The organism is Pedobacter albus (assembly GCF_036324255.1).
Lineage (GTDB): Bacteria > Bacteroidota > Bacteroidia > Sphingobacteriales > Sphingobacteriaceae > Pedobacter > Pedobacter albus.
In genome coordinates, this window is sequence record NZ_JAZDQT010000001.1 from 655,496 (window position 1) to 681,117 (window position 25,622).

24 protein-coding genes are annotated in these 25,622 nt (G+C 43.5%); 9 read left to right on the forward strand and 15 right to left on the reverse strand.

The genetic code is table 11. The features are described from left to right. The 5 genes from VRU48_RS02735 to VRU48_RS02755 all read right to left on the reverse strand — a co-directional run bounded on the left by VRU48_RS02735 (position 1) and on the right by VRU48_RS02755 (position 4,019). On the reverse strand, positions 1-654 hold the full coding sequence (locus tag VRU48_RS02735) for an SCO family protein (RefSeq protein WP_330106389.1): 654 nt from the start codon (positions 652-654) through the stop codon (positions 1-3). 70 nt (positions 655-724) lie between these two features. Next, positions 725-1,705 (reverse strand): transporter family protein, encoded by a 981-nt coding sequence (locus VRU48_RS02740; RefSeq protein ID WP_330106390.1) that lies wholly within the window; start codon positions 1,703-1,705, stop codon positions 725-727. After that, positions 1,695-2,726: a cytochrome-c peroxidase gene (locus tag VRU48_RS02745; protein ID WP_330106391.1), complete on the reverse strand. Its 1,032-nt coding sequence runs from the start codon at positions 2,724-2,726 to the stop codon at positions 1,695-1,697. The genes VRU48_RS02740 and VRU48_RS02745 overlap by 11 nt, the downstream gene beginning before the upstream one ends. 5 nt (positions 2,727-2,731) lie before the next feature. After that, positions 2,732-3,505, reverse strand: a complete 774-nt coding sequence (locus VRU48_RS02750) for an MbnP family protein (RefSeq protein WP_330106392.1) — start codon at positions 3,503-3,505, stop codon at positions 2,732-2,734. A gap of 136 nt (positions 3,506-3,641) precedes the next feature. Continuing rightward, the gene (locus VRU48_RS02755; protein ID WP_330106393.1) at positions 3,642-4,019 is read right to left on the reverse strand and encodes a hypothetical protein; all 378 of its coding nucleotides are present in this window, start codon (positions 4,017-4,019) and stop codon (positions 3,642-3,644) included. A 240-nt stretch (positions 4,020-4,259) separates the two neighbouring features. Here VRU48_RS02755 and VRU48_RS02760 point away from each other — a divergent pair, with 240 nt between their 5' ends. Continuing rightward, on the forward strand, positions 4,260-6,254 hold the full coding sequence (locus tag VRU48_RS02760) for a beta-mannosidase (RefSeq protein ID WP_330106394.1): 1,995 nt from the start codon (positions 4,260-4,262) through the stop codon (positions 6,252-6,254). A gap of 320 nt (positions 6,255-6,574) precedes the next feature. Further along, a complete protein-coding gene (locus VRU48_RS02765) occupies positions 6,575-8,356 on the forward strand; it encodes a hypothetical protein (RefSeq protein WP_330106395.1) in 1,782 nt (593 codons plus the stop codon). A gap of 92 nt (positions 8,357-8,448) precedes the next feature. On the opposite strand, the gene VRU48_RS02770 is transcribed toward VRU48_RS02765, so the two are convergent. Next, entirely contained in the window at positions 8,449-10,182 is a 1,734-nt protein-coding gene (locus tag VRU48_RS02770; RefSeq protein WP_330106396.1) for a phospho-sugar mutase, read from the reverse strand. 250 nt (positions 10,183-10,432) lie between these two features. Here VRU48_RS02770 and VRU48_RS02775 point away from each other — a divergent pair, with 250 nt between their 5' ends. Beyond that, positions 10,433-11,746, forward strand: a complete 1,314-nt coding sequence (locus tag VRU48_RS02775; RefSeq protein ID WP_330106397.1) for an aspartate kinase — start codon at positions 10,433-10,435, stop codon at positions 11,744-11,746. 14 nt (positions 11,747-11,760) lie between these two features. Here VRU48_RS02775 and VRU48_RS02780 read toward each other — a convergent pair whose 3' ends face one another. Then, complete coding sequence (locus VRU48_RS02780; RefSeq protein ID WP_330106398.1) at positions 11,761-11,928, reverse strand: hypothetical protein; 168 nt, start codon at positions 11,926-11,928, stop codon at positions 11,761-11,763. Between the two features lie 5 nt (positions 11,929-11,933). Here VRU48_RS02780 and lysA point away from each other — a divergent pair, with 5 nt between their 5' ends. Next, a complete protein-coding gene (lysA, locus tag VRU48_RS02785; RefSeq protein WP_330107752.1) occupies positions 11,934-13,109 on the forward strand; it encodes a diaminopimelate decarboxylase in 1,176 nt (391 codons plus the stop codon). Positions 13,110-13,230: 121 nt separating this feature from the next. Here lysA and VRU48_RS02790 read toward each other — a convergent pair whose 3' ends face one another. The 5 genes from VRU48_RS02790 to VRU48_RS02810 are packed head-to-tail and all read right to left on the reverse strand — an operon-like array spanning position 13,231 to position 18,145. Then, positions 13,231-13,446, reverse strand: coding sequence for a YidH family protein (locus tag VRU48_RS02790; RefSeq protein ID WP_330106399.1), 216 nt, complete (start codon positions 13,444-13,446; stop codon positions 13,231-13,233). Between the two features lie 48 nt (positions 13,447-13,494). Further along, a complete protein-coding gene (locus VRU48_RS02795; RefSeq protein WP_330106400.1) occupies positions 13,495-13,845 on the reverse strand; it encodes a DUF1801 domain-containing protein in 351 nt (116 codons plus the stop codon). A gap of 39 nt (positions 13,846-13,884) precedes the next feature. After that, complete coding sequence (locus tag VRU48_RS02800) at positions 13,885-14,265, reverse strand: SRPBCC domain-containing protein (RefSeq protein ID WP_330106401.1); 381 nt, start codon at positions 14,263-14,265, stop codon at positions 13,885-13,887. Further along, entirely contained in the window at positions 14,252-16,930 is a 2,679-nt protein-coding gene (locus tag VRU48_RS02805) for a DUF3857 domain-containing protein (RefSeq protein WP_330106402.1), read from the reverse strand. The genes VRU48_RS02800 and VRU48_RS02805 overlap by 14 nt, the downstream gene beginning before the upstream one ends. 24 nt (positions 16,931-16,954) lie before the next feature. Then, entirely contained in the window at positions 16,955-18,145 is a 1,191-nt protein-coding gene (locus VRU48_RS02810; protein ID WP_330106403.1) for an acyl-CoA dehydrogenase family protein, read from the reverse strand. Between the two features lie 127 nt (positions 18,146-18,272). On the opposite strand from VRU48_RS02810, the gene VRU48_RS02815 reads away from it, so the two are divergent. Together VRU48_RS02815 and VRU48_RS02820 are read left to right on the forward strand one after the other, a co-directional pair. Beyond that, entirely contained in the window at positions 18,273-18,638 is a 366-nt protein-coding gene (locus VRU48_RS02815) for a dihydroneopterin aldolase (RefSeq protein ID WP_330106404.1), read from the forward strand. A gap of 1 nt (position 18,639) precedes the next feature. Further along, positions 18,640-20,046, forward strand: coding sequence for an FAD-binding oxidoreductase (locus VRU48_RS02820; RefSeq protein ID WP_330106405.1), 1,407 nt, complete (start codon positions 18,640-18,642; stop codon positions 20,044-20,046). 220 nt (positions 20,047-20,266) lie between these two features. Here VRU48_RS02820 and VRU48_RS02825 read toward each other — a convergent pair whose 3' ends face one another. After that, positions 20,267-20,755 carry an acyl-CoA thioesterase gene (locus VRU48_RS02825; protein WP_330106406.1) on the reverse strand — a complete coding sequence of 163 codons (489 nt, stop codon included), beginning with the start codon at positions 20,753-20,755 and terminating at the stop codon, positions 20,267-20,269. Positions 20,756-20,830: 75 nt separating this feature from the next. Between VRU48_RS02825 and VRU48_RS02830 the strand changes: the two genes are divergently transcribed. From VRU48_RS02830 to VRU48_RS02840, 3 genes are all read left to right on the forward strand, one after another. Then, entirely contained in the window at positions 20,831-21,265 is a 435-nt protein-coding gene (locus VRU48_RS02830) for an Hsp20/alpha crystallin family protein (RefSeq protein WP_330106407.1), read from the forward strand. 280 nt (positions 21,266-21,545) lie between these two features. Then, positions 21,546-22,859, forward strand: coding sequence for a nicotinamide mononucleotide adenylyltransferase (locus VRU48_RS02835; protein ID WP_330106408.1), 1,314 nt, complete (start codon positions 21,546-21,548; stop codon positions 22,857-22,859). Positions 22,860-23,364: 505 nt separating this feature from the next. Then, positions 23,365-24,330 (forward strand): glycoside hydrolase family 43 protein, encoded by a 966-nt coding sequence (locus tag VRU48_RS02840; protein WP_330106409.1) that lies wholly within the window; start codon positions 23,365-23,367, stop codon positions 24,328-24,330. A 104-nt stretch (positions 24,331-24,434) separates the two neighbouring features. On the opposite strand, the gene VRU48_RS02845 is transcribed toward VRU48_RS02840, so the two are convergent. Continuing rightward, positions 24,435-24,872: a GNAT family N-acetyltransferase gene (locus VRU48_RS02845; RefSeq protein ID WP_330106410.1), complete on the reverse strand. Its 438-nt coding sequence runs from the start codon at positions 24,870-24,872 to the stop codon at positions 24,435-24,437. Between the two features lie 118 nt (positions 24,873-24,990). Then, complete coding sequence (locus VRU48_RS02850; RefSeq protein WP_330106411.1) at positions 24,991-25,482, reverse strand: YajQ family cyclic di-GMP-binding protein; 492 nt, start codon at positions 25,480-25,482, stop codon at positions 24,991-24,993. Positions 25,483-25,622: the final 140 nt, after the last annotated feature.

A 25,622-nucleotide genomic window follows, 5' to 3' on the forward strand; every position in this document is an offset into this window, starting at 1 on the left:
TTATTCTTTTTCGGCCAATAAAGTAGCGATGTCTTTTTTCAGCTTTTCTACCTCTTCGGTTTTGGTGCCATCGTAAGCGCCACGCATGCGTTTGTGCTTGTCAACCAATACCAGCCAGCCTTGGTGGATGTAGCCGTCTTTGGCCGTGCTGTCTTCTTGTACGGCGACCAGGTAATTATGCTCGGCCAAATGATAGATTTCGTCTTTGCTGCCATATACAAAAGTCCATTTTTGGGTATCGACACCCAATTTCTCGGCATATTTTTTCAATACCGAAGGCTTGTCGTACTTAAAATCAATAGTATGCGATAAAAAAGCCACTTCGGGATTGTCTTTGTAGGCTTCGTAAACCGTTTTGAGGTTGCGGTGCATGGTAGGGCAAATGGTGGTACACGAGGTAAAGAAGAAATCGGCCACGTAAACCTTGTTTTTAAACTGGTCTTGCGTAATCATTACACTGTCCTGGTTAAGCAGCTTAAAATCAGGAATGGTTTGATATACCGTATCTACTTTTTCAACACCGGCCGCGTCTTTTACTATTTTTGCTTCGCGCTGACCGTAGAAAGGCAGTTTTTTATTGTTGTTACAGGCCACTAAGCCTAGGGCAAATACTACAGAAAAACCTGCAATTGCGATGTTTTTAAATTTGATCATGATGATTAAAATTTAGTTTACAAACATACGCTAAACCCCTAAGATGTTCAGCGTATGCCTGACGATTTGTTTAAGATTTTAATAAATAATACAATTGGTTGATGTTATAGGTAATGCCCAGATAAACCTTGGCAGCACTTTGCGGATGATCGGTTTTGGCCTGCCACATATTGGTTTGCATGCCCAGGTTCAGCGCAATGTTTTTGTAGTACAGATCGGCGCCGATGCCACCCATCAGGTTGTTCATTTCGTGCTCTCCGGTTTTGATGCCTTTATAGGTTTCGCCGGCTGAATTTTCGTAAAAGAACTGTACTGACGGCATAACTTGCCAGTTTTTGCTCAATTTTTGGGTATAAAAGAAGTTGAGAAAAGTGGTGCTGCTGTTGGCAATACCTTCCCGCTCGCTGTTTTCTCCGTTTATTTTGTAGGAAGTATTCAGGCTCATCCCGAATTTTTTGAAGCCCAACAGGTAATTCGCGTAAATAAAACCATCGGTACTGCCGGTTCCGGGTTGCATCAGGGCCGAATAGCGGATGCCGTCTAAGGTCTTGATGTTGTTTTTCCCGGTAGGCAATTTTAGGCCGGCACCAACAATTAAACGCTGGTTAAGCACAGGCTGGTCGAGTTTTCTGATCAGGTGATAGCCCGCATACAGATTGATATCGCCCATACCCGAAATGGAAGAGGTATAGCCATTGTAACGCTCGCTATTCGAATTATAGGGAATAATGGCATTCAGTTCGATACGTTTGTGCAAGAAATAACGGCCTCGCAATTCCATGGTACGGTAAGCTTCATAATCCTCCGGATTGTTGTTGTGGCCGGTTAGCGGTTGGCTTCTATCGTCTTTAGGGATGAAGAAACTGCTTCCCTTTGGAAAAAACTGATGATTTTGACCTCGATAACCGTTAAATGAACGGTAGCGGTACAGCAGGCCAAAACTGCTCTGGTTGTCGTAGGGCGTTAAGCCCATAAAGCAACCGCAGATATCGCAGGCAAATGCACTGGTGCTGGTAAGGCATAAGGCGAGGAGCAGGAATTTACTCCTCACTAAAGATTTTATTTTTGATGAATTCATCGTCGGTTAGTGTTTTTAGAAAAGAAATGATTTGTTGTTTTTGTGTGGCCGACAAGGCTATGCCCGTTTTGAGCAAGGGGTCTAAGTTGGGTGCTTGCTGTATGCCACTGTTGTAGTGTTCCAAAACCTTTTCGAGGGTGTTGAAACGGCCATCATGCATGTAAGGTGTAGACAGCTCGATATTTCTCAAAGTTGGCACCCTGAATTTGCCTTTGTCGCTCTCCAAGCCGGTAATCATTTTACGGCCTTCGTCGGTGCTGTTTACATCCAATCCGTTGTTTCTGTAGCTGCCGTCGGTAAACAAAGGCTCTTGGTGACAACTGGCACATTTGTCCTTAAACAGCTGGTAGCCCTGTTGCTCGTCGGCCGTAAAGGCATATTGCTGTGGATTGCGCATTACCTTGTCGTACTTGCTGTTGGCCGAAACCATCACGGCTGTAAACTGGGTTAAAGCCCTCAACAGGTTTTGCGAAGTAATGGAGTTTTGTCCAAAAGCGTCGGCAAAAAGCTGTGGATAGGGGTTGGTGCCTTTCAGCAGGCTGACAATGGTATTCAAGTCGGTTCCCATTTCGCAGGCATCGGTAATGGCATTTATAGGAACAATTTCAAGGTTTTTGGCACCGCCATCCCAGAAAAACTCCTTTTGCCAAGCCAAGTTGAACAACACCGGCGCATTGCGCTTGCCCAAACAATTGTTTACGCCATGGCTTACGCTGTGGTCTAATTGCGCAAAGGCCGCAAATTGCTGGTGGCAGCTGCCGCACGATACGCTTTTATCGGCCGAGAGCCTCACATCGTAAAACAGCTTCTTACCCAACGCAAAGGCCTTATTGCTTAAAGGATTGCCCTCAAAGTTGTAGGTTGGCGAAGGAAAATTGGCCGGTTTTACAAAAGTAATCGGTTCTTCTGCCGGTTTATTGGCTTCCCGCTTGCTGCAGGCATACAGCAGAGCCATACTCGCCAGCAAGGCTAAATAGATTTTTAGATGTTTCATACGCCCTAATTATGGATATGATCTAACTGAAATAAGCCATCGGCATAATTATCGGCCACAATAACCGAGTTGGCACCGCCCATGGTAAAGTTCAGGCTGCCGAATTTGATGTTTTGATTGCCGGTAAATAAGCTGGCCACATTTACTTTAAAGTGCAGTTGTGGCTTCTTATCGACCCTAATCCTCAACGGATTGGCAGGGCTAAACGAGGTGCTGAACGTTCTGATGGTGTTATTCGGGTCAACAATGCCTCCAATGTGGAAAGTAAGGCTTTTGTTGGCCGCGGTCGATTGTGGCGAAGTGCCCTCAAACTTAACGAAGATATAGCCGCTGTTCCAGGTCCAGAACATGCCCAACGCCGGATCTAGCGCGCCAGTTTGCGCGCCAGCTAGGTTTCTTTCCTTGTCTACGCCGATAATGAAGGAAATTTTGGTGTAATCGCCTGCAGGGACGTTGTTAAGGCTATTGAGCAGGCTTGCCGGTTTGGAGGCATCCACCAATATATAGCTTTCGGGTGCACTGTAAACCGAACCATCGGCTTTGGTCAGTTTGATGTTGCTCACATAATATTTGAATACAGATACGTTAAAGCTGTCGCCGTTGGCATTGGTGTAGTTCTGTGTTTCCAGTACGAGTGGACTGCCGTTTACTACGTTGTCGAATTCGAGGGTAAAAGCACCTTTCTCGTCGGCAGGTGTAACGGTTTCGTCTTTTTTGCAAGAAGTAAATACGAGGGTCAAAAGCACAGCAAATGAGATGGATATATTTTTGATATTCATTTTTTTTAAGATTAATAAGGTTAGGGCATAACAAGCCCATCAATTGAATTGAAAAATCAATAGGTAGCTTGGGCCAATTGCATGGCAAAGCCAATCGCTCGAAAGCGAATAAACAATTAACCGTAAAATGATGGAGTTAGCCCAACTGGGGCGGGTGGAAGATGGAAACAGCCGTTTTGATCGGCTTTTTTTGCAGATAGTTAGGTACGGCCGTGGCCAAACGAACTTCTAAAACCGGTGCCAAGAATGCTACGGTTTCCGGAGCCAAACTTTCGACCATCCTTTTTAGGGTTTCCTGATCCTGCTTGTTCTTTTGCTCCAGTTCTTTCAGCTTGATGTCCATAAAGCACTTGCCCTCGCAATGTAGCTCGGGTTTGTCTTTATTGGTACATAAAACGGAAGAAATATAAGCCTTGTTAAAGGCATAAGAAGTGGCCAACAGCCAATAGTTAAAGCAGTTGGTGGTGATACCAACGACTAAAAAAATTGCGATGAGTTTTCTGTAGCCAGCCATTGGGCGCAAAAGTAGGAATTAAATCCTTGCGAAGCCATAAAATGGATATGTTTTTTGAACAGTTTGCAGTTTCGATCTGAGGTTGCCATTTTGCCATCGAACAATTTAACCATACAGCAATTGAATACTTTAACAAATAAGCATTTTAACCATTTAACAATTTTAACAATTTTAACAATTGAACAACCTAGCAATTTATCCACTACCATAAATCACCAAAATTTTGCCATCTTTAAGACTATGAAAAACAGGTCCACCCAATTTGCTTTGATGTTGTTCCTTGCGCTCTTTGCTTGCAGGACAAACGCACAGGTAGTTATCCAAAAACTCCATGTCAACTGGCAGTTTCAGGAGCAGGACGATGCCAAATGGTATCCGGCAAAGGTTCCAGGCGAAGTGCATACCGATTTGTTGCGCAACAAACTGATTCCAGATCCATTTTATCGTGATAATGAGAAGAAAGTGCAGTGGGTAGAAAAAGAGAATTGGGATTATAAAAGCAATTTTGGCGTTGAAGCAGGGGTTTTCAGTCAAAAGCAAATCGAACTGGTTTTTGATGGCCTCGATACTTACGCCGATGTATATTTAAACGGGAAGCTCATTTTACAGGCCGATAACATGTTTCGCCAATGGCGGATAGACGTTAAAAAATGGCTCAAGGCTAAAGATAACCAACTGCGAATTAGGTTCTATTCGGCACAGAATAAAGTCGATTCGATGGCCAAAGCCGATCTGCCTTTTGTTATTCCAGACAATCCCCGTGCCTATGTGCGCAAGGCCCAATTTCATTTTGGTTGGGACTGGGGACCAAAACTTACTGGTTGTGGCATTTGGAAAGAGGTGCGATTGGAGGCCTACAACCAAAAACCTGCAGAAAAGCCTTTTGTAGCCCCTGTTCAGGTAGAATTGGTCCAAAAACCCGACGATAAAGGCAGTTCGTTCTATTTCAGCATCAATGGCAAGCCCACTTACATGAAAGGCGCCAATTATATTCCCTCAGATGCTTTTGTAACGCGGATGAAAAAATCCGATTACCGAAAAATGTTGCTCATGGCCAAAGAGGCCAATATGAATATGCTGCGCGTTTGGGGTGGTGGTATTTACGAATCAGACGATTTTTATAACCTCTGCGATTCGCTGGGCATTTATGTTTGGCAGGATTTTATGTTTGCAGGTACCATGGTGCCCGGCGACAAGCATTTTATAGACAATGTGCGGGAAGAAGTCAAATATCAGGTCAAACGTCTAAGACACCATAAAAGCATCGTGGTATGGTGTGGCAACAACGAAATAGACGAAGCTTTTAACCGCTGGGGCTGGCAAAGCCAGTTCAGGATGCGGCCACAGGATTCGGTTAAGCTTTGGCAGGATTATACCCGATTATTCAGAGATAGTATTCCGAAATGGATTAAGGAAGCTGGCGATGCAAGGCCTTATGTCAGTACCTCGCCAAAATATGGATGGGGTGTTAAAACGAGCATTACCGAAGGCGATAGTCATTATTGGGGAACCTGGTGGGGTGGCGAGGATTTCGAAGTTTTTGAAAATAAAACCGGTCGTTTCATTAGCGAATACGGCATGCAGGCCATGCCTAACTACTCAAGCATCTTGGCTTTTACGCAACCACAAGACAGGTATTTGGCTTCTGATGTAATGCAAAGCCACCAAAAGGCGGGTAATGGTTACCAAAAATTGAACGGTTACCTCAAGAATTACATGATTGATGCAGACCGGATTAGCAAATTATCGGTTGAGGATTATACCTACCTGACCCAATGCGTGCAGTACTATGGTTTTAAAAACATGATCTTGATTCACCGAAGCAAAGAACCCTACAACATGGGCACCTTGCTGTGGCAGCTCAACGATTGCTGGCCGGTAGCCAGCTGGAGCATTACCGATTATTACAATCGTGCGCCAAAAGCGGCCTGGTATGCCGTAAAAGAGGCTTATCGAGATGATGTGAGGCCGACAAGAGATACTGTTAGACCAAAAGATCTGAAACTGAGCGACCCGCAAATCAGCTATCAGGTTAAAGGCAATCAAATCGTGTTGCAAGCCAAAACCTTTGCTAAATATGTTTTTGTGGATATAGCAGGCTATACAGGCAAACTGAGCGATAATTATTTCGATTTGGAACCTGGCAAAGAGAAGGTAATTACTTTTGATTTGAAAGGATTGGACGGTAAAAAGCCCGTCGTTAAAATAAAATCGCTTTGGGAAGTGGTGAAATAGACTAAAGCATAAAGACCAAAGACTAAAGTTTGTTTTGCCAAGAGCGATTAATTCCCCTCCACTGGAGGGCTGCCCAAGGAGCGGGGTGGTTAGTTGGCAAATAACTCCGAATAGATGTTTTGTTTAATCGCAAAAGGCATGAAGTTTTCGCAAAAAAGAAGCTAATGAATTGAACCTATTGGTAGCAAGTGTCAGCATAAAACCAAGAACAACTTAAAACGAAATAATGAGTGCGGAAAATCCGTAGGCAAAAAGGGTGAAAATACCTAAAACTAGGTTGGGTCTATCTGTTAATTTAGTTTCATTAATCATTCAAAACAATGAAACAGAAACAGTTATGTCTCGCTGTAATTGCGCTACTCATTTGTAGCCATGTATCGGCACAGTTTAAAATCGATCTCAGTAAGCCACTGCAACCTAAGGTAACGTTGCCAGACGTTCCGAAACCTAAGCTGCCGAAAATCGTCATCGGCAAGAAACCCTTGGAGAACTTTAATAAAGTTGTTCAGGATGCGGTAGACGGAGCGGGCAAGCTTATTCCGGAGAAAGTGCAAAAGCTAGCTACTCAGCTTGTGGGAGAAAGCGCTAAACTTTCCGGTGATGTCATTAATATTTACAGGGTAAACAATCAGGTTATATCTCAGCTAACGCTCAACGGGCTTGACCTTTACAAAGATATTTCAGAGCCGGTTACTGAACAGCTGATTAAGCTTAAAGATGGCACGTTGAATGCCGTAGGAGTTACTTTGCCAACCGATATCGATAAGGTTTTGAACGAATATATCAGCCAAAACCAAACTGGATTTGAACAGTTGTATAAGCTTTATTCAAAATCCCTTGAAATAGAGGATAAATTACTTGACGGCAGTGCGCAAAGCCTGAAAGAGTTTGGTAAGTACCTGCTGCTTTCAACTAACGGGTTTCCAGGAATGAAGAAAGGAATGCCTTTGCCTAAGCTCCAAGGATTAACAACGCTCAGTATGAACCCACGTTTGCTGCAGATTATGCTGGACCAGTTGCTCAAAGATGCCTACCGTACTGGCAACGACCATTCAAAGCCTTTTCAAGTGATTGCAGTTTCATCAGGCTCGCTAAGGTACGACGACCAGCATAGTGCTTTTGTGCTGGAGCTCAATGATGCGAAAATAAGACACAATCAGCCAACAGGATTTGCAAGATTATCTGCTACACTTAATATTAAAAAGTTAAGGTTGCAAGTTATACCCGTTTCTATGGCTAATGGAGCCCTTACGGTAAAGACCAGACTATGTTATCTCGATGTAGAAGACCTTTTGCCCAAACTTGATGAAATGCTGTGCTGGGTCTTTGAAGATAACGTGATGAGCAAGATAAGCAAAACCTTTATGGTATCCGAACTGTTGAATACCGAAGCCAAAATAGAAAAGTCTAACATAGACCACCTTATCTTGCGTAGCCAACCATTTGATGCATCTGTTTTTGCAACCAGCCAGCAAATGGGAATTGTGTATAAAGACAAAGTCAATACGGTGCAAGATACAGAGCTATCAGGCCATGATATGGAAGTTAAATTTAACGAGGGTTTTGTGCTTAAGCTCATTAACAATGCCTTAGACAGTACAAAGGGGGTGAAAGTAGCCATTGATAAGAAGGCCACAGAATTTGACGAAAGCAAGAACCACATTTTTCTGAAGCACATTAACAAAGTAGATTTCAAGGCCAATGGCGCTTTATATATCGGAGCAGAGTGTTCCGTGCACTTTAGGCGTTTTTTGGGTAAAAAGCCTAAGATCAACATCCTGTTTTCAAATGTTGGGCTTAACCTTTATCCTGTATTGGAAACCTCGGCAAATGATGCCAAGCTAAAAATGAGCCTTGTTCCCGTAGTCGATTCGCTTGCCTTGACGGGTAGTTCAGTAAAAAGTAGGATCATTAGGCGCATAGCCAAGCTGTTCAAGGCCTCAAAAGCTTCGATAGTACTACAAGATATGCCTTTAAAATCGCTCATGACATTCAATTTTAGCAATCCGCTTAAACCAGAAGAAAAACTTTTGCCAATAGCGCGTGATTTAAAGCTGTTGAAATCAGAAAACGATTGGCGCGTGATATTGGATTTTAAATAGAAAACGATTTTTGGGAAGAAGCAATAACGGAAAAAGGTTGGCATTTCGCCAACCTTTTTTAATATACGTATGGAAGTAATGTCGAATACGGATTACGCCTGCAAATCTTCCATAATGGTTTTGATCTTGGCATTCAGTTTTTCTTCGGTTGCCTTAAAATCGGCTTTGTTGGCCAAGGGTTCATTTACGCTACAGTAGAACTTGATTTTAGGTTCCGTACCACTCGGGCGGGCCGAAATAATGCTGCCATCGGCGGTAATGAACTGCAAAACATCTGATTTAGGGAAACCCAATTCCTTGCTCGATCCGGCTTTAATGTCGGTTTCCTTGTTCAGTTCGTAATCTTTTAGGGTTACTACCTCAGAACCGCCCAATTTGGCAGGTGGGTTGTTCCTGAACTTCTCCATCATAGCCTTGATTTCTTCGGCTCCCGTTTTGCCTTTTTTGGTAATCGATACCAAATCTTCCTTGTATAGGCCATAAGTTACATACATATCAATCATGGCTTGGTATAAACTGCTGCCTTTGTCTTTGTAAAAGGCGGTCATTTCGGCAATAAAGGCACAAGAAATCACCGCATCCTTATCTCTTACCAAATCGCCTACCAAATAGCCATAGCTTTCTTCGCCACCAGCAATAAACGTTTTTTGGCCTTCCAGACTGGTCATTACCTGCCCAATCCATTTAAAGCCGGTTAGGGTATTGAAGTATTCTACGTTTTTGGCGTCACAAATGGCTTTGATCAGGCTAGTGGTTACAATGGTAGAAATTACATACTCTTTGCCGGTTAGCTTGCCCTTTTCCTGCCAAGCAGTTAAGATGTAGTTGATGAGCAAACTTCCAGTTTGGTTGCCGTTAAGCAATACAAATTCGCCATCGTTGTTTTTAACGGCAATGCCTACGCGGTCGGCATCCGGATCGGTAGCCAATACCAAATCGGCATCAATTTCGGCCGCTTTTTTCAAAGCCAAGGTTAAGGCTTCTTTTTCTTCAGGATTTGGATAAACCACCGTAGGGAAATTGCCGTCGGGCTTGCTTTGTTCTTCCACAACGGTTACATTGCTAAAGCCAAACTGCACCAAGGCCTTTGGTACCAGGGTAATCCCCGTGCCGTGGATAGGAGAATACACAATTTTAAGGTCGTGCTGACGCTTAATGGCATCAGGCGATACCGAAAGTGCCGTAATCTTATCCAAGTAAAGCTGATCGATGGCTTCGCCAATCAATTCGATGTTGCTGTCTACACGTTCAAATTTCACCTCGTCAATGTTTTGGATGGCGGCCACCTCGGCCATCACCATTTTATCGTCGGGCGAAGTAAACTGGCCACCGTCGTTGCCATAGGCCTTATAGCCGTTGTATTCTTTCGGATTGTGCGATGCCGTGAGCATTACGCCACTTTTGCAGCCTAACTGGCGAATGGCAAAAGAAAGTTCTGGCGTTGGCCTCAAAGCCTCGAAAAAATAAACGTGGATGCCGTTTGCCGAAAACACATCGGCCGTAATTTGGGCAAAATAGTCAGAGTTGTTGCGACTGTCGTGTGCAATGGCTACACTGATTTTTTCGCCTGGATACTTTTTGTTCAGGTAGTTGGAAAGCCCTTGGGTGGCTGTTCCAATAGTGTATTTGTTGATGCGGTTAGAGCCTGGGCCCATGATGCCGCGCAGGCCTCCCGTGCCAAATTCGAGGCTTTTGTAAAAAGAGTCGGTCAGCTCGGTAAAAGCTTCGCTATCAAGCAACGATTGGATTTTATCCTTGGTGGCTTGGTCGTAATTGCCCTTAAGCCATTGATTAATAGTGTTTAATGTAGATTGTTCTAGTTGCATACACAAATCTGGTTGATGTTTGAGATAAGACAAAACAAAATTAAAATTGCTCGTTCTGGGTTAAAACGCTTAACAGTCAGAATTTTATTTTGTGAGTTTAGCGGAAATTAGCCGTCTTTTCTTTAATTTCACGCCCCGTTACAATATTAAGAAAAATACCTATTCTAAAAATTAAAATGAAACCATTTAATTTTTTTGCAAATAAAAATTAAATAGCTTCATTACCGATAAAAAACAATATTAAACTTAAATGAAAATATTAAAATTCGGAGGCACGTCTGTAGGAAGCCCTGAGCGCATGAAAAAACTGTTGGATATCATCAATCCGGCAGAAGAACAAATCGTAGTATTATCGGCCATGTCGGGTACTACCAATAGTTTGGTTGAAATTTCAGGAAAGCTGCTCAAGGGTGATAAGAAGGAGGCCATCGAATTGATCAACAACCTGCACCAAAAATACAACGAGGTAGTGGCAGAACTTTTGCCGGCAGGCGATTTCAGAGAGCAGGGACAGGAAGTAGTCGATTATCATTTCAATTTCCTGATGGGGTTGTCGAACGATTTGTTTACCAACATCGAAGATAAAGTGGTGTTGGCGCAAGGCGAATTGCTGTCTACTACTTTGTATCACATCTATTTAAAATCTATCGGCGTGCCATCGGTTTTGTTGCCGGCACTCGATTTTATGAAGATAGACGAAGACAACGAGCCCGATATTCCATTTACCACGGCACATTTAACCCCCTTGCTAGAGAAATACAAAGGCAATAAGCTTTTCATTACGCAGGGCTTTATTTGTCGCAACAGCTTTGGCGAGGTAGATAACCTGCGCCGTGGCGGCAGCGATTATACCGCCTCTTTATTGGGCGCCGCCATTATGGCCGAAGAGGTGCAGATCTGGACCGACATTGACGGCATGCACAACAACGATCCCCGTATTGTAAAAGGTACCAAACCTATTTCGCACCTGTCGTTTGACGAGGCAGCCGAGCTGGCCTATTTTGGCGCCAAAATCCTGCATCCGCAATCGGTTTTTCCGGCACAGAAATACAAAATCCCGGTTCGTTTGCTCAACACCATGGAACCTAAGGCTACAGGAACCGTCATCAGCACCGAGAGCGAAAAGGGAAAAATCAAGTCTATTGCGGCGAAAGACGGCATTACGGCCATCAAGATCCAATCGAGCCGCATGTTGTTGGCTTACGGTTTCTTGAGAAGGATTTTCGAAATCTTCGAGCGTTTCAAAACCCCAATCGATATGATTACCACTTCTGAGGTGGCCGTATCGCTCACCATCGATTTTACGGATAATCTGGACGAAATTGTAAAAGAACTGAACTCTTTCGGCAGCGTAGAAATCGACAAAGACCAAACCATCGTTTGCGTAGTGGGCGATTTTGGTGCAGAGAAACACGGTTATGCCGCCAAGGTGCTGGATTCGATCAAGCACATTCCGGTAAGGATGATTTCTTATGGTGGCAGCGCCTATAACATTTCGCTGCTGGTAGGTACCGAAAACAAAACCGAAGCTTTAAGAAGCCTGCACGACCGTATTTTCGAATAATCGATGCAATAGCTTTACTTGAAGAAGTAATAAACAAAAATAATAAACAACAAAAGCAGGATAGAGAGCCTGACTCTTCTTTCAAATTCGCGTCGTGTAATATTTTTTACCCGATAATCGAGGTAATTGATGGCATAGATGCCGGCCAGGAAGAAGAGGAATACTGTGAATAGAAATTTCAACGATGATGTTTTCCGATAAAGATAGAGCACATTTTTCTAATTTAGAAACGCCGTTTTATTATTACGACCTTAATTTGCTGCAAAGCACTTTAACGGCCTGTAAAAAAGCGGCCAGCGCTTATCAGTTTCATGTGCACTATGCCATGAAGGCCAATTTTAACCCTAAGGTTTTGGCCAAGATCAAAGATACCGGCTTTGGTGCCGACTGCGTGAGCGGTGGCGAGGTGAAAAAAGCCATCGAAGTGGGCTTTGTCAAAGAAAAGGTGGTGTTTGCCGGTGTGGGCAAATCGGATCGCGAAATTAACGATGCTTTAGACCAGGATATTTTTTGCTTCAACGTAGAATCGATCCAGGAACTGCAGGTGATTAACGAACTGGCCGAAAAGAAACAGAAAAAAGCCAAGGTGGCCATCCGCATCAATCCCAATGTTGATGCCCATACGCATGCCAATATTACCACTGGTTTGGACGAGAACAAATTCGGCATCAATTCGTGGGATATGCCGGCCTGTGCCAATATCCTGAATATTTCGGCCAATTTGGAGTTCGTGGGCATCCACTTTCACATTGGCTCGCAGATTACCAATTTAGATGTTTATAAAAACCTTTGTACCCGTGTAAACGAATTTGCCACCTGGTTCGAAGACCACGGCTTTAAAGTGAGCATACTCAACGTGGGTGGAGGCTTAGGTATCGACTATTACCATCCAGACCAACAAATCCCTGATTTTGAGGCTTATTTTAAGATTTTTGCCGATTTCTTGGAGGTAAAGCCTTACCAAGAAGTGCATTTTGAATTGGGTAGGGCATTGGTAGGACAAAGTGCCTCGCTTATTTCGAGGGTATTATACGTGAAGAACGGCAAAAAGAAAAATTTTATCGTGTTGGATGCCGGCATGACCGAACTGATGCGTCCGGCTTTGTATCAAGCCTACCATAAGATAGAGAATATCAGTCAGCAGTTGGCAGTTGGCGGTGTGCAATCGCCAAACCTAATCAAATACGATGTGGTTGGGCCAATCTGCGAAAGCACCGATTGCTTTGGAAAGGAAGTAGAACTGCCAGAAAGCTTCAGGAATGATTTAATTGCCATTAGAAGCGCCGGAGCCTATGGCGAGGTGATGGCATCGCACTATAACCTGCGAGAAACTATAGCTACGGTTACCAACGAAGACTTGTAAGGAAATACACTTGCGAAGTTTTAAAAACTTCGCAAATGTATTTCGATAAAATTTCGCAAGTGTTCATCGATAAATTTTGCAATGAAATAAACCTCTAGCGCTCTACCTTCTACCTTGCTCCTCAAGCCTTCTTCTTCGATCCTACAAAAACAATAACGCCTGCAATCAGTACAATGCCACCTGCATAAGGAGGCCAGTTTACGGTTTTTTGTTTGTCGGCTGAAATTTGGATAGGGCCAGCATCTACCACTTTTTCTTTTTTGGTATAGGTAAAACCGGTCCATGCCAGCATGACAATGCCTATAATCATTAAAATAACGCCTATTGTTCGTCCCATAATGTTGATAGCTTTTTTGCTATAGAACAGTTTGGGCAGGTTAAGGTTTTATTTATTGTGAATAGCAATGGCTTGGGTTAGGATGTCCCTGATGTGTTGGATGGGCAAATCTGCACCAGGATCAATCGGTAGCACTTTGATTTTGGTTCTGTTTTCCTGAATCAGTGCAGGGTGGCTGATCAAGATGCCATCCATAAAACCGATATAAGGTTGGCCAGATTTTTTATCTATCCGGGTATAACAGAGCATTTTTCCTCGGTAATAAAAGAAAGGAAAACTGAATTTCCATTCTTTGGTAATTTGAGGGTCATGACCAGCGATAACATCCCTGAGTGCCAGCAGGCAGCTTCTCAAAGGCTCTTCCTTGCTAAGATAATAGTTGTCGAGCTTGCTGGTCATGGTTAATGCGATTTAATAAAGACCGCTTTCAAGGCTATGCTATTCGTTTTCGAAAAAATCGGCCAGTCCGCCAAGGAAATATTCTTCAATGCCTTCGGTAAAATCCTCAAAATCCTCGTCCGGAATGTTGGTTTGCCTAAACTCCAACGATGTTCCCTTGCCATCTGGATGCAACTTGATGGTCACAATAGAAGGTTCTCCATCGCCAAAATACCATTGTTGTACAATTTTCTTGTTGGGTTCAAACTCCAGATTTTTGCCTACGATATCGCCATCCCAAAAAGAAAATTCGGTGTTCGGCTCTTCGGTAAATTCTACTTCGGCACCAGTCCATAGCTGGATGCTCTGCGCTTTGGTCAAAGCCAAATAAACCTCGTCTGGCGGTGCAGGCAGAGGCTGGTATTTTTTATAGTCTTTCATTGTTTTCTTGTGGTGTTTGTTCGTTCACTTCTTGTATGCTTTGTCCTTCCTGATTAGGCGTTGGCACATTAATATTACGCGAAAGATCCATAATTAGTGCGTTGCGCCATTCGGAAGCTGGGTAAGTAAATACAAAAGTCTGTTTTACCCTGCTCGATTTGATGAAATAGGTGATCCATAAAGCCGACATGATCAGCTGAAAAACAAGCGTTCTGATATTCTTGGCTACATCGTAATCCAAAGTTGTTTTGGCATTCAGTATGGCGATTAAGATTACATCGATAAAAATAAACACCAAATAACCGGCCCTGTAAATAATAAAATATTTAGGAAATGATTTCATGCGTTTAAAGAACATCATCAGCATAAAAATACTGAATGCGAAAGTAAATACATTCACCATGCATTCGAAAATATTGCTTGCCTTAAACAGTAGCGCTCCATTGCCGTTCAGGTTTTTGGCCATATCCCATGTGCTTTGATCGAAAGTGCCTGAGCTAAATATGGTATAAAGCAATCCTATTGGTGCAAAAACAAGTCCAATGGCCAACAAAGCCAGCCATCCGCCAATAGGCAGGGCACTTTTGATTTCTTCCAGCTGATAGGTTCCCTTTCTGTAATACAAAAACACGCAAAGTATGGTCGCCAAAATCAAGGTAAAAAGGCCTATGGCTACCATTAATCCGTTAATATCGGCATTGTCTGAGGTTGCAGCGCCACTGTTCCAATATAGTCCGTAGGAAACGTTGTTGATGATGCTTGCGCGGTCTTTAATGTATTGTTGGATGGCCGTTGCAGGAATTTCTTCGGCTAGGTTGCTGTAGTCGTAATCAAACGTCAAGGTGTCGCCTTCGTGCCTGATATCGTATTTAAAACTGTAGTAAGGCTGGCTGATATCTCCCTTTTCGTCGTCCAGTTTCCAATAGCCCGGCAAGATCACTTTCAGGGTTTGGTGTACGTTTGAAGGATATTTAAGCGTCATTGGAAAACTTCTGCTCCTGTTCAGTTTCCTCAATTCGCCCGAAATCATGTCGCCGTAGAAATTGGCATTGAATTTTGTTTGGGTTTCGGCATCCTTCTGCCAAAAATTCTCAATCTCATACTTTTCTACCAGCGTTACAACGTTGTTTTTCTCATCGTCGATGATTTCCATGTTTTTGACCGATGCAATACCCGGGTAGAATTTGGCATAGTATTCTGCAAAGTTTTTTTCGAGTCCGTCGGCACCCGATGAGCTGATTTCGCTCCGGATATCGTCGGCACAATTGGCCGTGTAAGTTGTCCTGATCTCGAATTCAGACTTTTTACCCTCTAAGGTATCGGCCAGTTTAATGGTCGACTGCGAATTGATTTTTCCCTTGGGATTGCTTTTGACCAATTCGAGCCTATCGTTGCCCGGTTTTACCACCAGTACATTGGCCGTATAGGGAAAATAAATATCCTTGATTGGCCCACGCTGATCGGAAATAGTAGGGTCTATCCAGATTTTCCGGCCTTCAAATTCAACCACCACTATGGCGTGGTTAAATGCACCCGGTGTAGGCAACAGTGTTGTTGTTTTTTCTTTGAGGTAAGTGCTCAGATAAACGGGATAAGCTGTAATACCGTTCGATTTGAGCAGGTTGATCAATAAAATAGATTTGTCTTTGCAGTCGCCGTAACGTTGCTTCAGTACTTTTTCGGGCGAGTTTGGACGATGCGAATATTCACCCATTTCTATTCCCATGTACCTCACCTGGTCTTGCACAAATCGGGTAGCCAACTCTAAGTAAGCTGTGGCATTACCTTTTGAGGCTGTTTTTAGCTCCTTCACCTTGCTGTTGAAGGCAGGCGCCGCGCTAAGGTCGTAGGCATTGATTTGTAGCGCCCAATCCACAATGTCTTTCCAGCTTTTGTACTCGCTTACCTGTACACGGCCCAAAGGATCGTACCAGCTTGGCTCAAAATCCTGTGTTTGAAAGGTATTGGTCAGTTGGCCTTGCCATTCGTATACTTTTAAATCGCCTTTGGCTTTGGTTTTTAGGGCAGGTACCTTGTTGTAGTTCCTGAACTGGAGCGCCCTGTCTTTGTTCGCAATCAGGTTGGTGTAGATGTTAACGATCTTGCTGCCACCTTCAAAATAAAAATGATTGTAGTAATTGTTGCCAAAAACAGGGTTTTCTCCTTTTAGGGTATAGGCATACTCGATGCGGTCGCCTTTTCTTACGTCATCTAGAATAAGATAGGCGTTAAACGTGCCGCTGTAAATAAACCTCGAAAGCTCCTTTTCGTTTTGAATAACCTTGAAAGCACTGGCCTTGAGCTTATCGATGGGTTGGTTGTTGCGCCAAACGATTACTTTATGGAAAGTGAGCTGCTGATAGGAGGGATCGTAGGTTACGCTCACCTCGGAGCCGTTTTGTGCGCCGTTATCAGAGGCAATTTCCCTGATCAGGTGGGTATACTGCTGCCTGGTTTCTATGTTGTTCTGCAGTTCGTACAACGACAGGTAGTAGCCATCCTGGATATCGCGGCTAGCCAGTTTTTGATCAGAAACGCTTATTTTTTCGAGCCATTCGGATTCTTTTTTATCAACAGAAAAGCCTTGCCGTTGGGCAAAGCTAATTAAGTTTATAAATAGAAATAGGGTTACAAGTAAGGTTTTTCGAGGCGTAATGTTTAGCATTAGTTGTTAAAAATAGATGGTTTTTTATTTAAAGGCGTTTAATCCGGTTACGTCCATGCCGGTAATGAGTAGGTGCACATCGTGTGTACCTTCGTAGGTGACTACCGATTCGAGGTTCATCATGTGGCGCATGATCGAGTACTCGCCGGTAATGCCCATGCCGCCCAACATCTGGCGCGCGTTACGGGCAATATCCAAGGCAATTTCTACGCTGTTGCGCTTGGCCATAGAAATCTGCTCGGAGCTGGCTCTGTTTTCGCTTTTCAGCACGCCCAGTCGCCATACCAACAGTTGTCCTTTGGTAATTTCGGTAATCATTTCGGCCAGTTTTTTTTGCTGCAGCTGGAAGCCACCAATCGGCTTGCCAAACTGGATGCGCTCTTTTGAATAGCGCAAAGCCGTATCGTAGCAGTCCATGGCAGCGCCCAAAGCACCCCAGGCAATGCCATAGCGGGCTTGGTTAAGACAGCCTAGTGGGCCTTTCAATCCTCTGATGTCTGGAAATACGTTTTCTTTGGGAACTTTTACATTGTCAAATACCAATTCGCCGGTAGCCGAAGCCCTTAAGCTCCATTTGCCATGTGTTTCTGGCGTAGTAAAGCCTTCCATGCCACGTTCCAGGATCATGCCCCTTATTTTGCCTTCCTCATCTTTGGCCCAAACCACGGCTATATCGGCAAAAGGTGCATTCGAAATCCACATTTTGGCGCCGTTCAGTACAAAATGATCGCCTTTGTCTTTGATATTGCTGACCATGCCGCCAGGGTTGGAGCCAAAATCGGGTTCTGTTAAGCCGAAACAGCCCATTAATTCGCCTGTGGCCAATTTTGGTAAATATTTTTTACGTTGTTCTTCGGTACCGTAGGCATAAATAGGGTACATCACCAAAGAGCCCTGAACCGAAGCCGTAGAGCGGATGCCCGAATCGCCACGTTCAATTTCCTGCATAATGATGCCGTAGGCGGTATAATCAAGTCCAGCGCCACCATACTCCACCGGAATGGTCGGGCCAAAAGCGCCAATTTCGCCGAGTCCTTTGATCAAGTGTTTGGGAAATTCGGCACGTTGTGCAAAATCCTCAATAATAGGGCTTACTTCTTTCTTTACCCAATCTCTTACCGTTGAACGGATTAGCAGGTGTTCTTCAGATAAAAGCTCGTCCAATTGGTAATAATCTGGTGCTTCGTAAAGGTCTTTTTTGGCTGATTTGTTCATGCTTTACACTATATTTGGTTATACGATGTGATGAAACCAAAGGTAATAATTTAAAGAATTGAGTAGTTAAAACCGTTCAAAAAATTAATTTTGCCCAGTATTTGTTGCTTTAAATCGTTTAAACCTCATGTTTGTACAGACTGTAGCCTTAAGAGACGTTAAATTTTATGCTTTTCATGGGTTCTATCCCGAAGAACAGCTCACCGGAAATCATTTTTTGGTAGATGTTGAGGCTACGTTTGTTCCCCAGGAAGGCGACACGGAAGACCTGTCGAGAACCGTAAATTACGAAGTGATCAATACGGTGGTAAGGCTGGAGATGCAGCGCACCCAAAAACTGCTGGAAACGGTAGTTCAAAATATCATTGCCGCTATGATCGATATCTATCCGTTTGTGCGAACCCTTACGGTGGGTATCAGAAAGCTACATCCGCCCATGCCTGGCGAAATAGGCCATTCGTTTGTTCATTTAAGTTATACTTCTCCCAATTAAAATGCAATACACCCCAATTACCAGTACAATTTTAGCCGCTATTGAAGAAGCCGTAGGCACAGCCAATGTTTTTGTTGATCAAGAATCGCTACAAAATTATGCGCACGACGAAACCGAAGATCTTCGCTATTTCCCAGAAGTAGTGGTGAAGCCCAAAGATACGGCCAGTATTTCGGCTTTGCTCAAATTGTGCAACGAAAACCATGTTCCGGTAACGCCTAGAGGCGGAGGCACGGGTTTGAGCGGCGCAGCCTTGCCGGTTTATGGAGGCGTATTGCTGTCGATGGAGCGTTTCAATTCGATTATTGCCATCGATACGGAAAACCTGCAGGCTACGGTTGAGCCCGGGGTAATTACCGAAGTGTTTATGAACGCCGTTGCTGAAAAAGGCCTGTTATATCCCGTTGATCCGAGCAGCAAAGGTTCTTGCTTTATTGGGGGCAATGTGGCGCATGGTTCTGGCGGACCAAGGGTGGTGAAATACGGAACCATTAGGGAGTATATCCTTAATTTGGAAGTGGTATTGGCCAATGGCGATGTGATTTGGACGGGCGCCAATACGCTTAAATATGCTTCCGGCTATAACCTTACCCAGCTGATGATTGGTTCGGAAGGTACTTTGGGCGTGGTAACCAAAATTGTAACGAAATTAATTCCGGCCAGTACACAAAGTGTATTGATGTTGGGCTCTTTTGCCACCAACGAATCAGCCTGTGCGGCGGTTTCGGCTATTTTTAGGGCTGGTATTACACCGTCGGCGCTAGAGTTTATGGAGCGTAAGGGCGTAGAATGGGTAATTCAGTTTGACGATATCAAGTTTGACCTTAAAGCTGACGTGAATGCTTTTTTGATGATCGAATTTGACGGCGATGATTTAGATACGATATTCAAGGACTGCGAAAAGGTAAATTTGGTGCTCGAGGAACACGGCTGTACCGAAGTACTCTTTGCCGATACGGCGCAGCAAAAAGAAGATTTGTGGCGCATGCGCAGAACTATGGCCGAGTCTGTTAAATCTAATTCTGTTTACAAGGAGGAAGATACGGTGGTGCCAAGGGCAGCCTTGCCTCAATTGATCAATGGCATTAAAGAAATAGGGGGCAGGTATGGTTTCGAGAGCGTTTGTTATGGCCATGCCGGCGATGGCAACCTGCACATCAACATCATTAAAGCGGGCATGAGCGATGAAGACTGGAAATACAAGCTCAAAGATGGCATTGTAGAAATATTTGAATTGACTACGGCTTTGGGAGGCACTATTTCTGGCGAACATGGTATTGGTTTGGTGCAAAAAGATTACATGCCGATCAAATACAGCGAAATCCATTTGAACCTGATGCGCAATATCAAAAAGGTATTTGATCCGAATGGGATTTTAAACCCGGGTAAAATAACGCCGGATTTGTAGTTTTTTGTCGCCTAAGACGCCTGAGTTCGGCTAAGAAGAGGGAGTGATGTACCGCTGTGTTATTTTGTGTTTTCCGTTGGAGAAGCGGGAGAAAAAAGAATGTGTTTGATGCCTAACGGCAATTTAGCACGAGGGCCATCTAACAATTTAGCCATTTAACCCTATAGCCATTTAACAATATCACAATTTAGCAATTCCTCTACAAGTTGCCAGCTAGCCATTAACTACTCAGCTGTTCAAACTCAATCATTTTGCTTCTTTCCTTTTCAGGGATGGTGGTAGGGCTTTTGGTGGCATAATCGAAAGTTACACATACCGTTTTGCCTTTGCTGCACAGGATTTCCTTTCCGTTTACGGTTTTAACAATCAGGTATTCGAGGTCGAAGCTCTTGTTGCCTATTCTCGAGGTGCGTACGTACATGCTTATTTTATCTTCCAAGAAAATAGGAGCGATGTAATCTATCGAAGCCTGGCCTATCACTACGCCGGTGCTTTGCCAATCCCAGTTAATGGCGTGTTGCCAATATTTGGTGCGCCCAATTTCCATGTAGGTAAAATAGATGGCATTGTTCACATGGCCCATTACATCGAGGTCGGCAAAGCGAAGCTCTAGGTTCGTTTTGTACTTAAAACTGTCGAGGTTGCCGAATATTTCTGACTTTTTGTCTTGTTGTTTTTCTTTTTTACGCCAAAATGTCTTAAAAAACATGAATAAAGGGTTTGGAATAGGGTTTGAATAAGGACAATTATAATTTGAAATAAAAAATAAACGGAGGAATATAAAATGACTTTAGTAAAATTCAACAACAAAACAAGAAACACCGCCCCTTACTTTAACAATGTATTCGACTCTTTGTTTAGCGATGCCTTAAATAAAAACTATGGCGTAAACAAAGTGCCTCATGTAAACATTTACGAAGGTACCAACGAATACAAAATCGAATTGGCTGCTCCAGGCTTGAGCAAGGAAGATTTTAAAATCGATTTGAAAAAAGACAACCTTTCGGTTTGGGTAGAGAAAAAAGCCGAAAACACCGACGTGCAAAAAGATTTTACACGCAAAGAATTTGAATATACCTCATTTGCGAGGTCGTTCGTGTTGCCAGAAGGCGTTGATGCCGATCAGATTACAGCAGCTTATGTAGATGGTATCTTAACCATCACCATCGGTAAAAAAGACGAAGCTAAATTGGCACACAAAGAAATTGTAGTTTCATAATACAATAGTTTGATTTTGAGTTTAAGGTTGATAAGGGCGCACCGGATGGTGTAGCCCTTATCTTTTTTTATGGTCTTTCGACTTGGTAACGAAGCAATCTTTTGGCAATGAATGGGGTTGATGAAAGATTGTTTCCTCCGATAATTTTGATTGTTATTGAAACAGGCTCGCAATGACAGTTTGCTCAACTGAAAACGGCGAGCTGAAAACTGTCAGCTGATCAAACTATTTAGAACAGTTATTAGTTGATTTTCGGTATAATTTCTTATATTTTTGCAGCATGGAAAGAGAAATCCTTGATACAAAGCGTAAAGCCTTAAAAATAAACCTCAACGAACAGATTTACGGCACGTTTGCAGAGATAGGAGCCGGGCAAGAGGTGGCCCGAAACTTTTTTACGGCAGGAGCGGCTTCAGGTACCGTTGCCAAAACCATGTCGGCCTACGACATGACTTTTAGCGACGCCATTTATGGGGCAGAGCCATCTGGGCGATATGTGAGCCAAAACAGGTTGCAGCGCATGCTCGATCATGAATTTGGTTTGTTGAACGAGCGTCTTTCAGGCGAAAAATATGAAAGCCGTACTTTCTTTGCCTTCGCCAATACCGTTACCACCCTCAATTTTAAACGTACCAACGAACCCCATGGCTGGATCGGAATCCGTTTCCAAACCGAACCGGGAGGTTTGCCAAACGAAATATTTTTCCACGTGCGTCTGCTCGATACCGATGTAAATATGCAGCAGCGTGTATTGGGCATTATTGGCGTAAACTTGGTTTATGCGGCGTTTTATCATTTTGAAGATCCTAAGCTGATGATCGAATCATTGGCAGATAACCTTACGGTCGGATCGGTAGAAATTGATTTGATTTCGGTAAAAGGGGCCGCTTTTGGCGAGGTGAACAATATTTTGCTCAACCTGTACCTGATCATGAAGGATTTCTCGGCGGCCGCCATTTTCGATGCCGAAGGACATCCCCGCCAGGCCAAAGACCTGCTCTACAAAAAGGATATCATGATTTTACGGACCAAATACGGCCAAAAATCCAACCCCAACTTTAACCTTTTCAACAAGGCCACCGAACAGTTTACACGTACCAACGACGTGGAGCCGGGCAATTTGAGCGTGCTGATTGAGGTTTTGTTGACCAATGTGCTTACCGACGAACAGGAAACCCCTGACGATATCGACTTGGAAGCCGTAGCCAAAAGGGCTGAAGATATGTGCAATACTGGTAACTTGGTTATTGTGTCTAATTTTACCCGTCATAACCGATTGGCCAAGTATTTGGATCGTTGCCGACCAAAAAGCGTGGGCATTTCGACCAACATCAACAATTTGAAATTCGTATTCAATTCGACCAATTTTGGCGAGAACTACTCTAGCCAATTATTGGCTTATGTAAGCGATATGTTTACCAAAAACGTGAAGCTTTTTGCCTATCCGTTTATGGACAAAAAAAGCAACACGGTAATCACCACCTGCAACATGCCGGTAACACCAGAAGCTAAGCCTTTGTTCGATTTCTTGTTGATTAACGGCTATATCACCGATATCAAAGACTACAGCGAAGAGGACGTAAAGACAGCGTAAAAGATACCTTACGTATTTGCAATTAAGTATATCTAGGCCACAGATTAACGGATTTTTGTTTATCGACTCTGTTTGTTGCTTGTACATCATAGCGCTTAAATTTAACCCAACTCGTCCTGTGTCAATTTGATCTGTCAATCTGTGGCTAACGATTGCCATATGCTCCAACCCATACGCTTTACGCTCAACATAAATATAAGTTACAGATTAAAAATCCTGTTGTTGCTTAAACTATATTAGGCCACAGATTAACGGATTTTTGTTTATCGACTGCTATTTGTTGTTTTCCATCATACCGCTTAAATTTAACCCAACTCGCCCCCTGTCAATTTAATCGTCAATCTGTGGCTAGACTCATCGTGCTATTGCGGATATGCTCTACGCGCTATACAAATCTCTAGTGTCGAAGCTTCGCCATACGCAAATCGCCCTGCGCTACGATAAAATATAAGATGCCACCCCCAATTCTATTGTTTGCTTAAAGAGGATGTCGTATCTTGGTAAGATGAAACTAAATCGATTTATCCTTGCTTTTTTCTTGGCGCTTCCATTTTTTGCCGATGCCCAAACCTCGGGTAACCCTGTGTTTCCGGGCTGGTATGCCGATCCGGAGGCTGTTATATTTGGCAAAACTTATTGGATTTATCCCACTTATTCGGCCAAGTATAAAGAGCAGGTTTTTATGGATGCCTTTTCATCCAAAGACCTGATCACCTGGACCAAGCATCCGCGTATTATCGATACGGCTGCCATTAAATGGGCCAATAAAGCCATGTGGGCTCCTTCCATTACCCAAAAAGATGGCAAGTACTACCTGTTTTTTGGCGCTAACGATATCCAAAGCGATAAAGAAGTGGGAGGCATAGGCGTTGCGGTAGCCGATAAACCCGAAGGTCCGTACAAAGACCACTTGGGTAAGCCTTTAGTAGGTCAATTTTACAACAAGGCACAACCGATCGATCAATTTGTGTTTAAGGATAAAGATGGGCAATACACTCTTATTTATGGAGGCTGGTCGCATTGCAATATCGCGAAGCTGAATAATGATTTCAGTGGTTTTGTGCCTTTTGCCGATGGCACTACCTTTAAGGAAATTACCCCAGAGGGTTATACCGAAGGCCCTTTTATGTTCATCAGAAACGGCAAGTACTATTTCATGTGGTCTGAAGGTGGCTGGACAGGCCCCGATTATTTTGTGGCCTATGCCGTGGCCGATTCGCCAATGGGGCCTTTCAAGCGCGTGGGAAGGATATTGAAGCAAGATCCGGCGATAGCCACTGGGGCAGGCCATCATTCGGTGATGCACGATGCCAAGAAAGATCTATGGTATATTGTTTACCACAGGAGGCCATTGGGCGAAACCGACGGCAACCATCGGGTTACCTGTATCGATTTGATGACTTTTGATAAAGATGGGTTGATCAATCCGGTACAGATTACCAAAGAAGGGGTGAGGAAGAATAAACTTTAGGTGGAAGGCAGAGGGCGAAAAGCTGAAAGCTGAAAGACCAAAGCCGAAAGGCAATAGACCATGGACTATCAACTATCGACTATGGACCATGGGCCAAAGACCTCTCACTTCCCATAGATATTCGGTACCACAATAGCCATTTGCCTTTCGGGGTTTTCGAGGGCCTTAAAACCGAATTGTTCGTAAAGCCCGTGGGCATCTAAAGTGGTTAGGTGATAACGTCTTAAACCCTGCAAATCTGGATGGAAAAGCATCAGCGACATTAGTTTTTTAGACAAACCTAGGCCTCGGTAATCATTTTTTACATAAACATCGCATAAATAGGCGTAGGTAGCCTTATCGGTTACCCAACGTGCAAAGCCAGCTTGGGCTCCGTCTTTATAAATACCAAAACAGAGCGAATTTTCGATGGCTCTTTTAACAATCTCGAACGGAATGTTTTTGGCCCAGTAAGATTCCTGGCTCAGGTATTGGTGTACCGCTTTAATGTCGACCAAATTCCTGTCGTCCGAAAAAATGAAACCGTTTTCTTGGATTTCCATAAGATTTAAGGTGGGAGGTTAGAAGGTAGAGAGCCGAAAGCTAAAAGACCAAGGCGGAAAATCATTTTCGATTTACGACTTCGGGCTACAGACTTTGGACTACAGATTTCCCCCTAAGTTAGTTCCTCATGTTGATAAACTGCAAGGGTTGGCCAAAATCTTCGCCACGGCACAAAGAAATCACTTTCTGCAAATCGTCGATGTTTTTGCTTTGTACGCGAACCTGGTCGTCCATCATGGAAGCCTGTACTTTTAGCTTGCTGTCTTTGATTTTGGCAACGATTTTCTTGGCTGCTTCCTTGTCAATTCCCTCCTTGATTTTGATTTCTTTCCTGATCATATTGCCCGATGCGATATGTTCTTTTCCAAAATCCAAACTTTTGGGATCTAAATTTTGTTTCATCATACGAGAGATGATCGAATCGGTGATGGCCTTTAAGCGCATGTCGTCTTCGGTTACAATGGTAACCTGATTGGTTTTTTTATCCAAGTCGATGGTGCTTTTAGAACCGTTGAAATCGTAGCGGTTTAAAATCTCTTTTTTGGCATTGTTGATGGCGTTGTCTAAGGTCTGCGCATCTACTTTGCTTACAATATCAAAACTGGGCATAGGGTTAGCTTTAGTTAAAGAAATTAGTTAGATTTAATACATCAATAGATGACGTTACAAAAAACGCTAAAAAATAGGTGAAACCCTCATGATTTTACAATAAAATCGAAAAGATGGTCGATTGCCCGTAAAAATCGGCC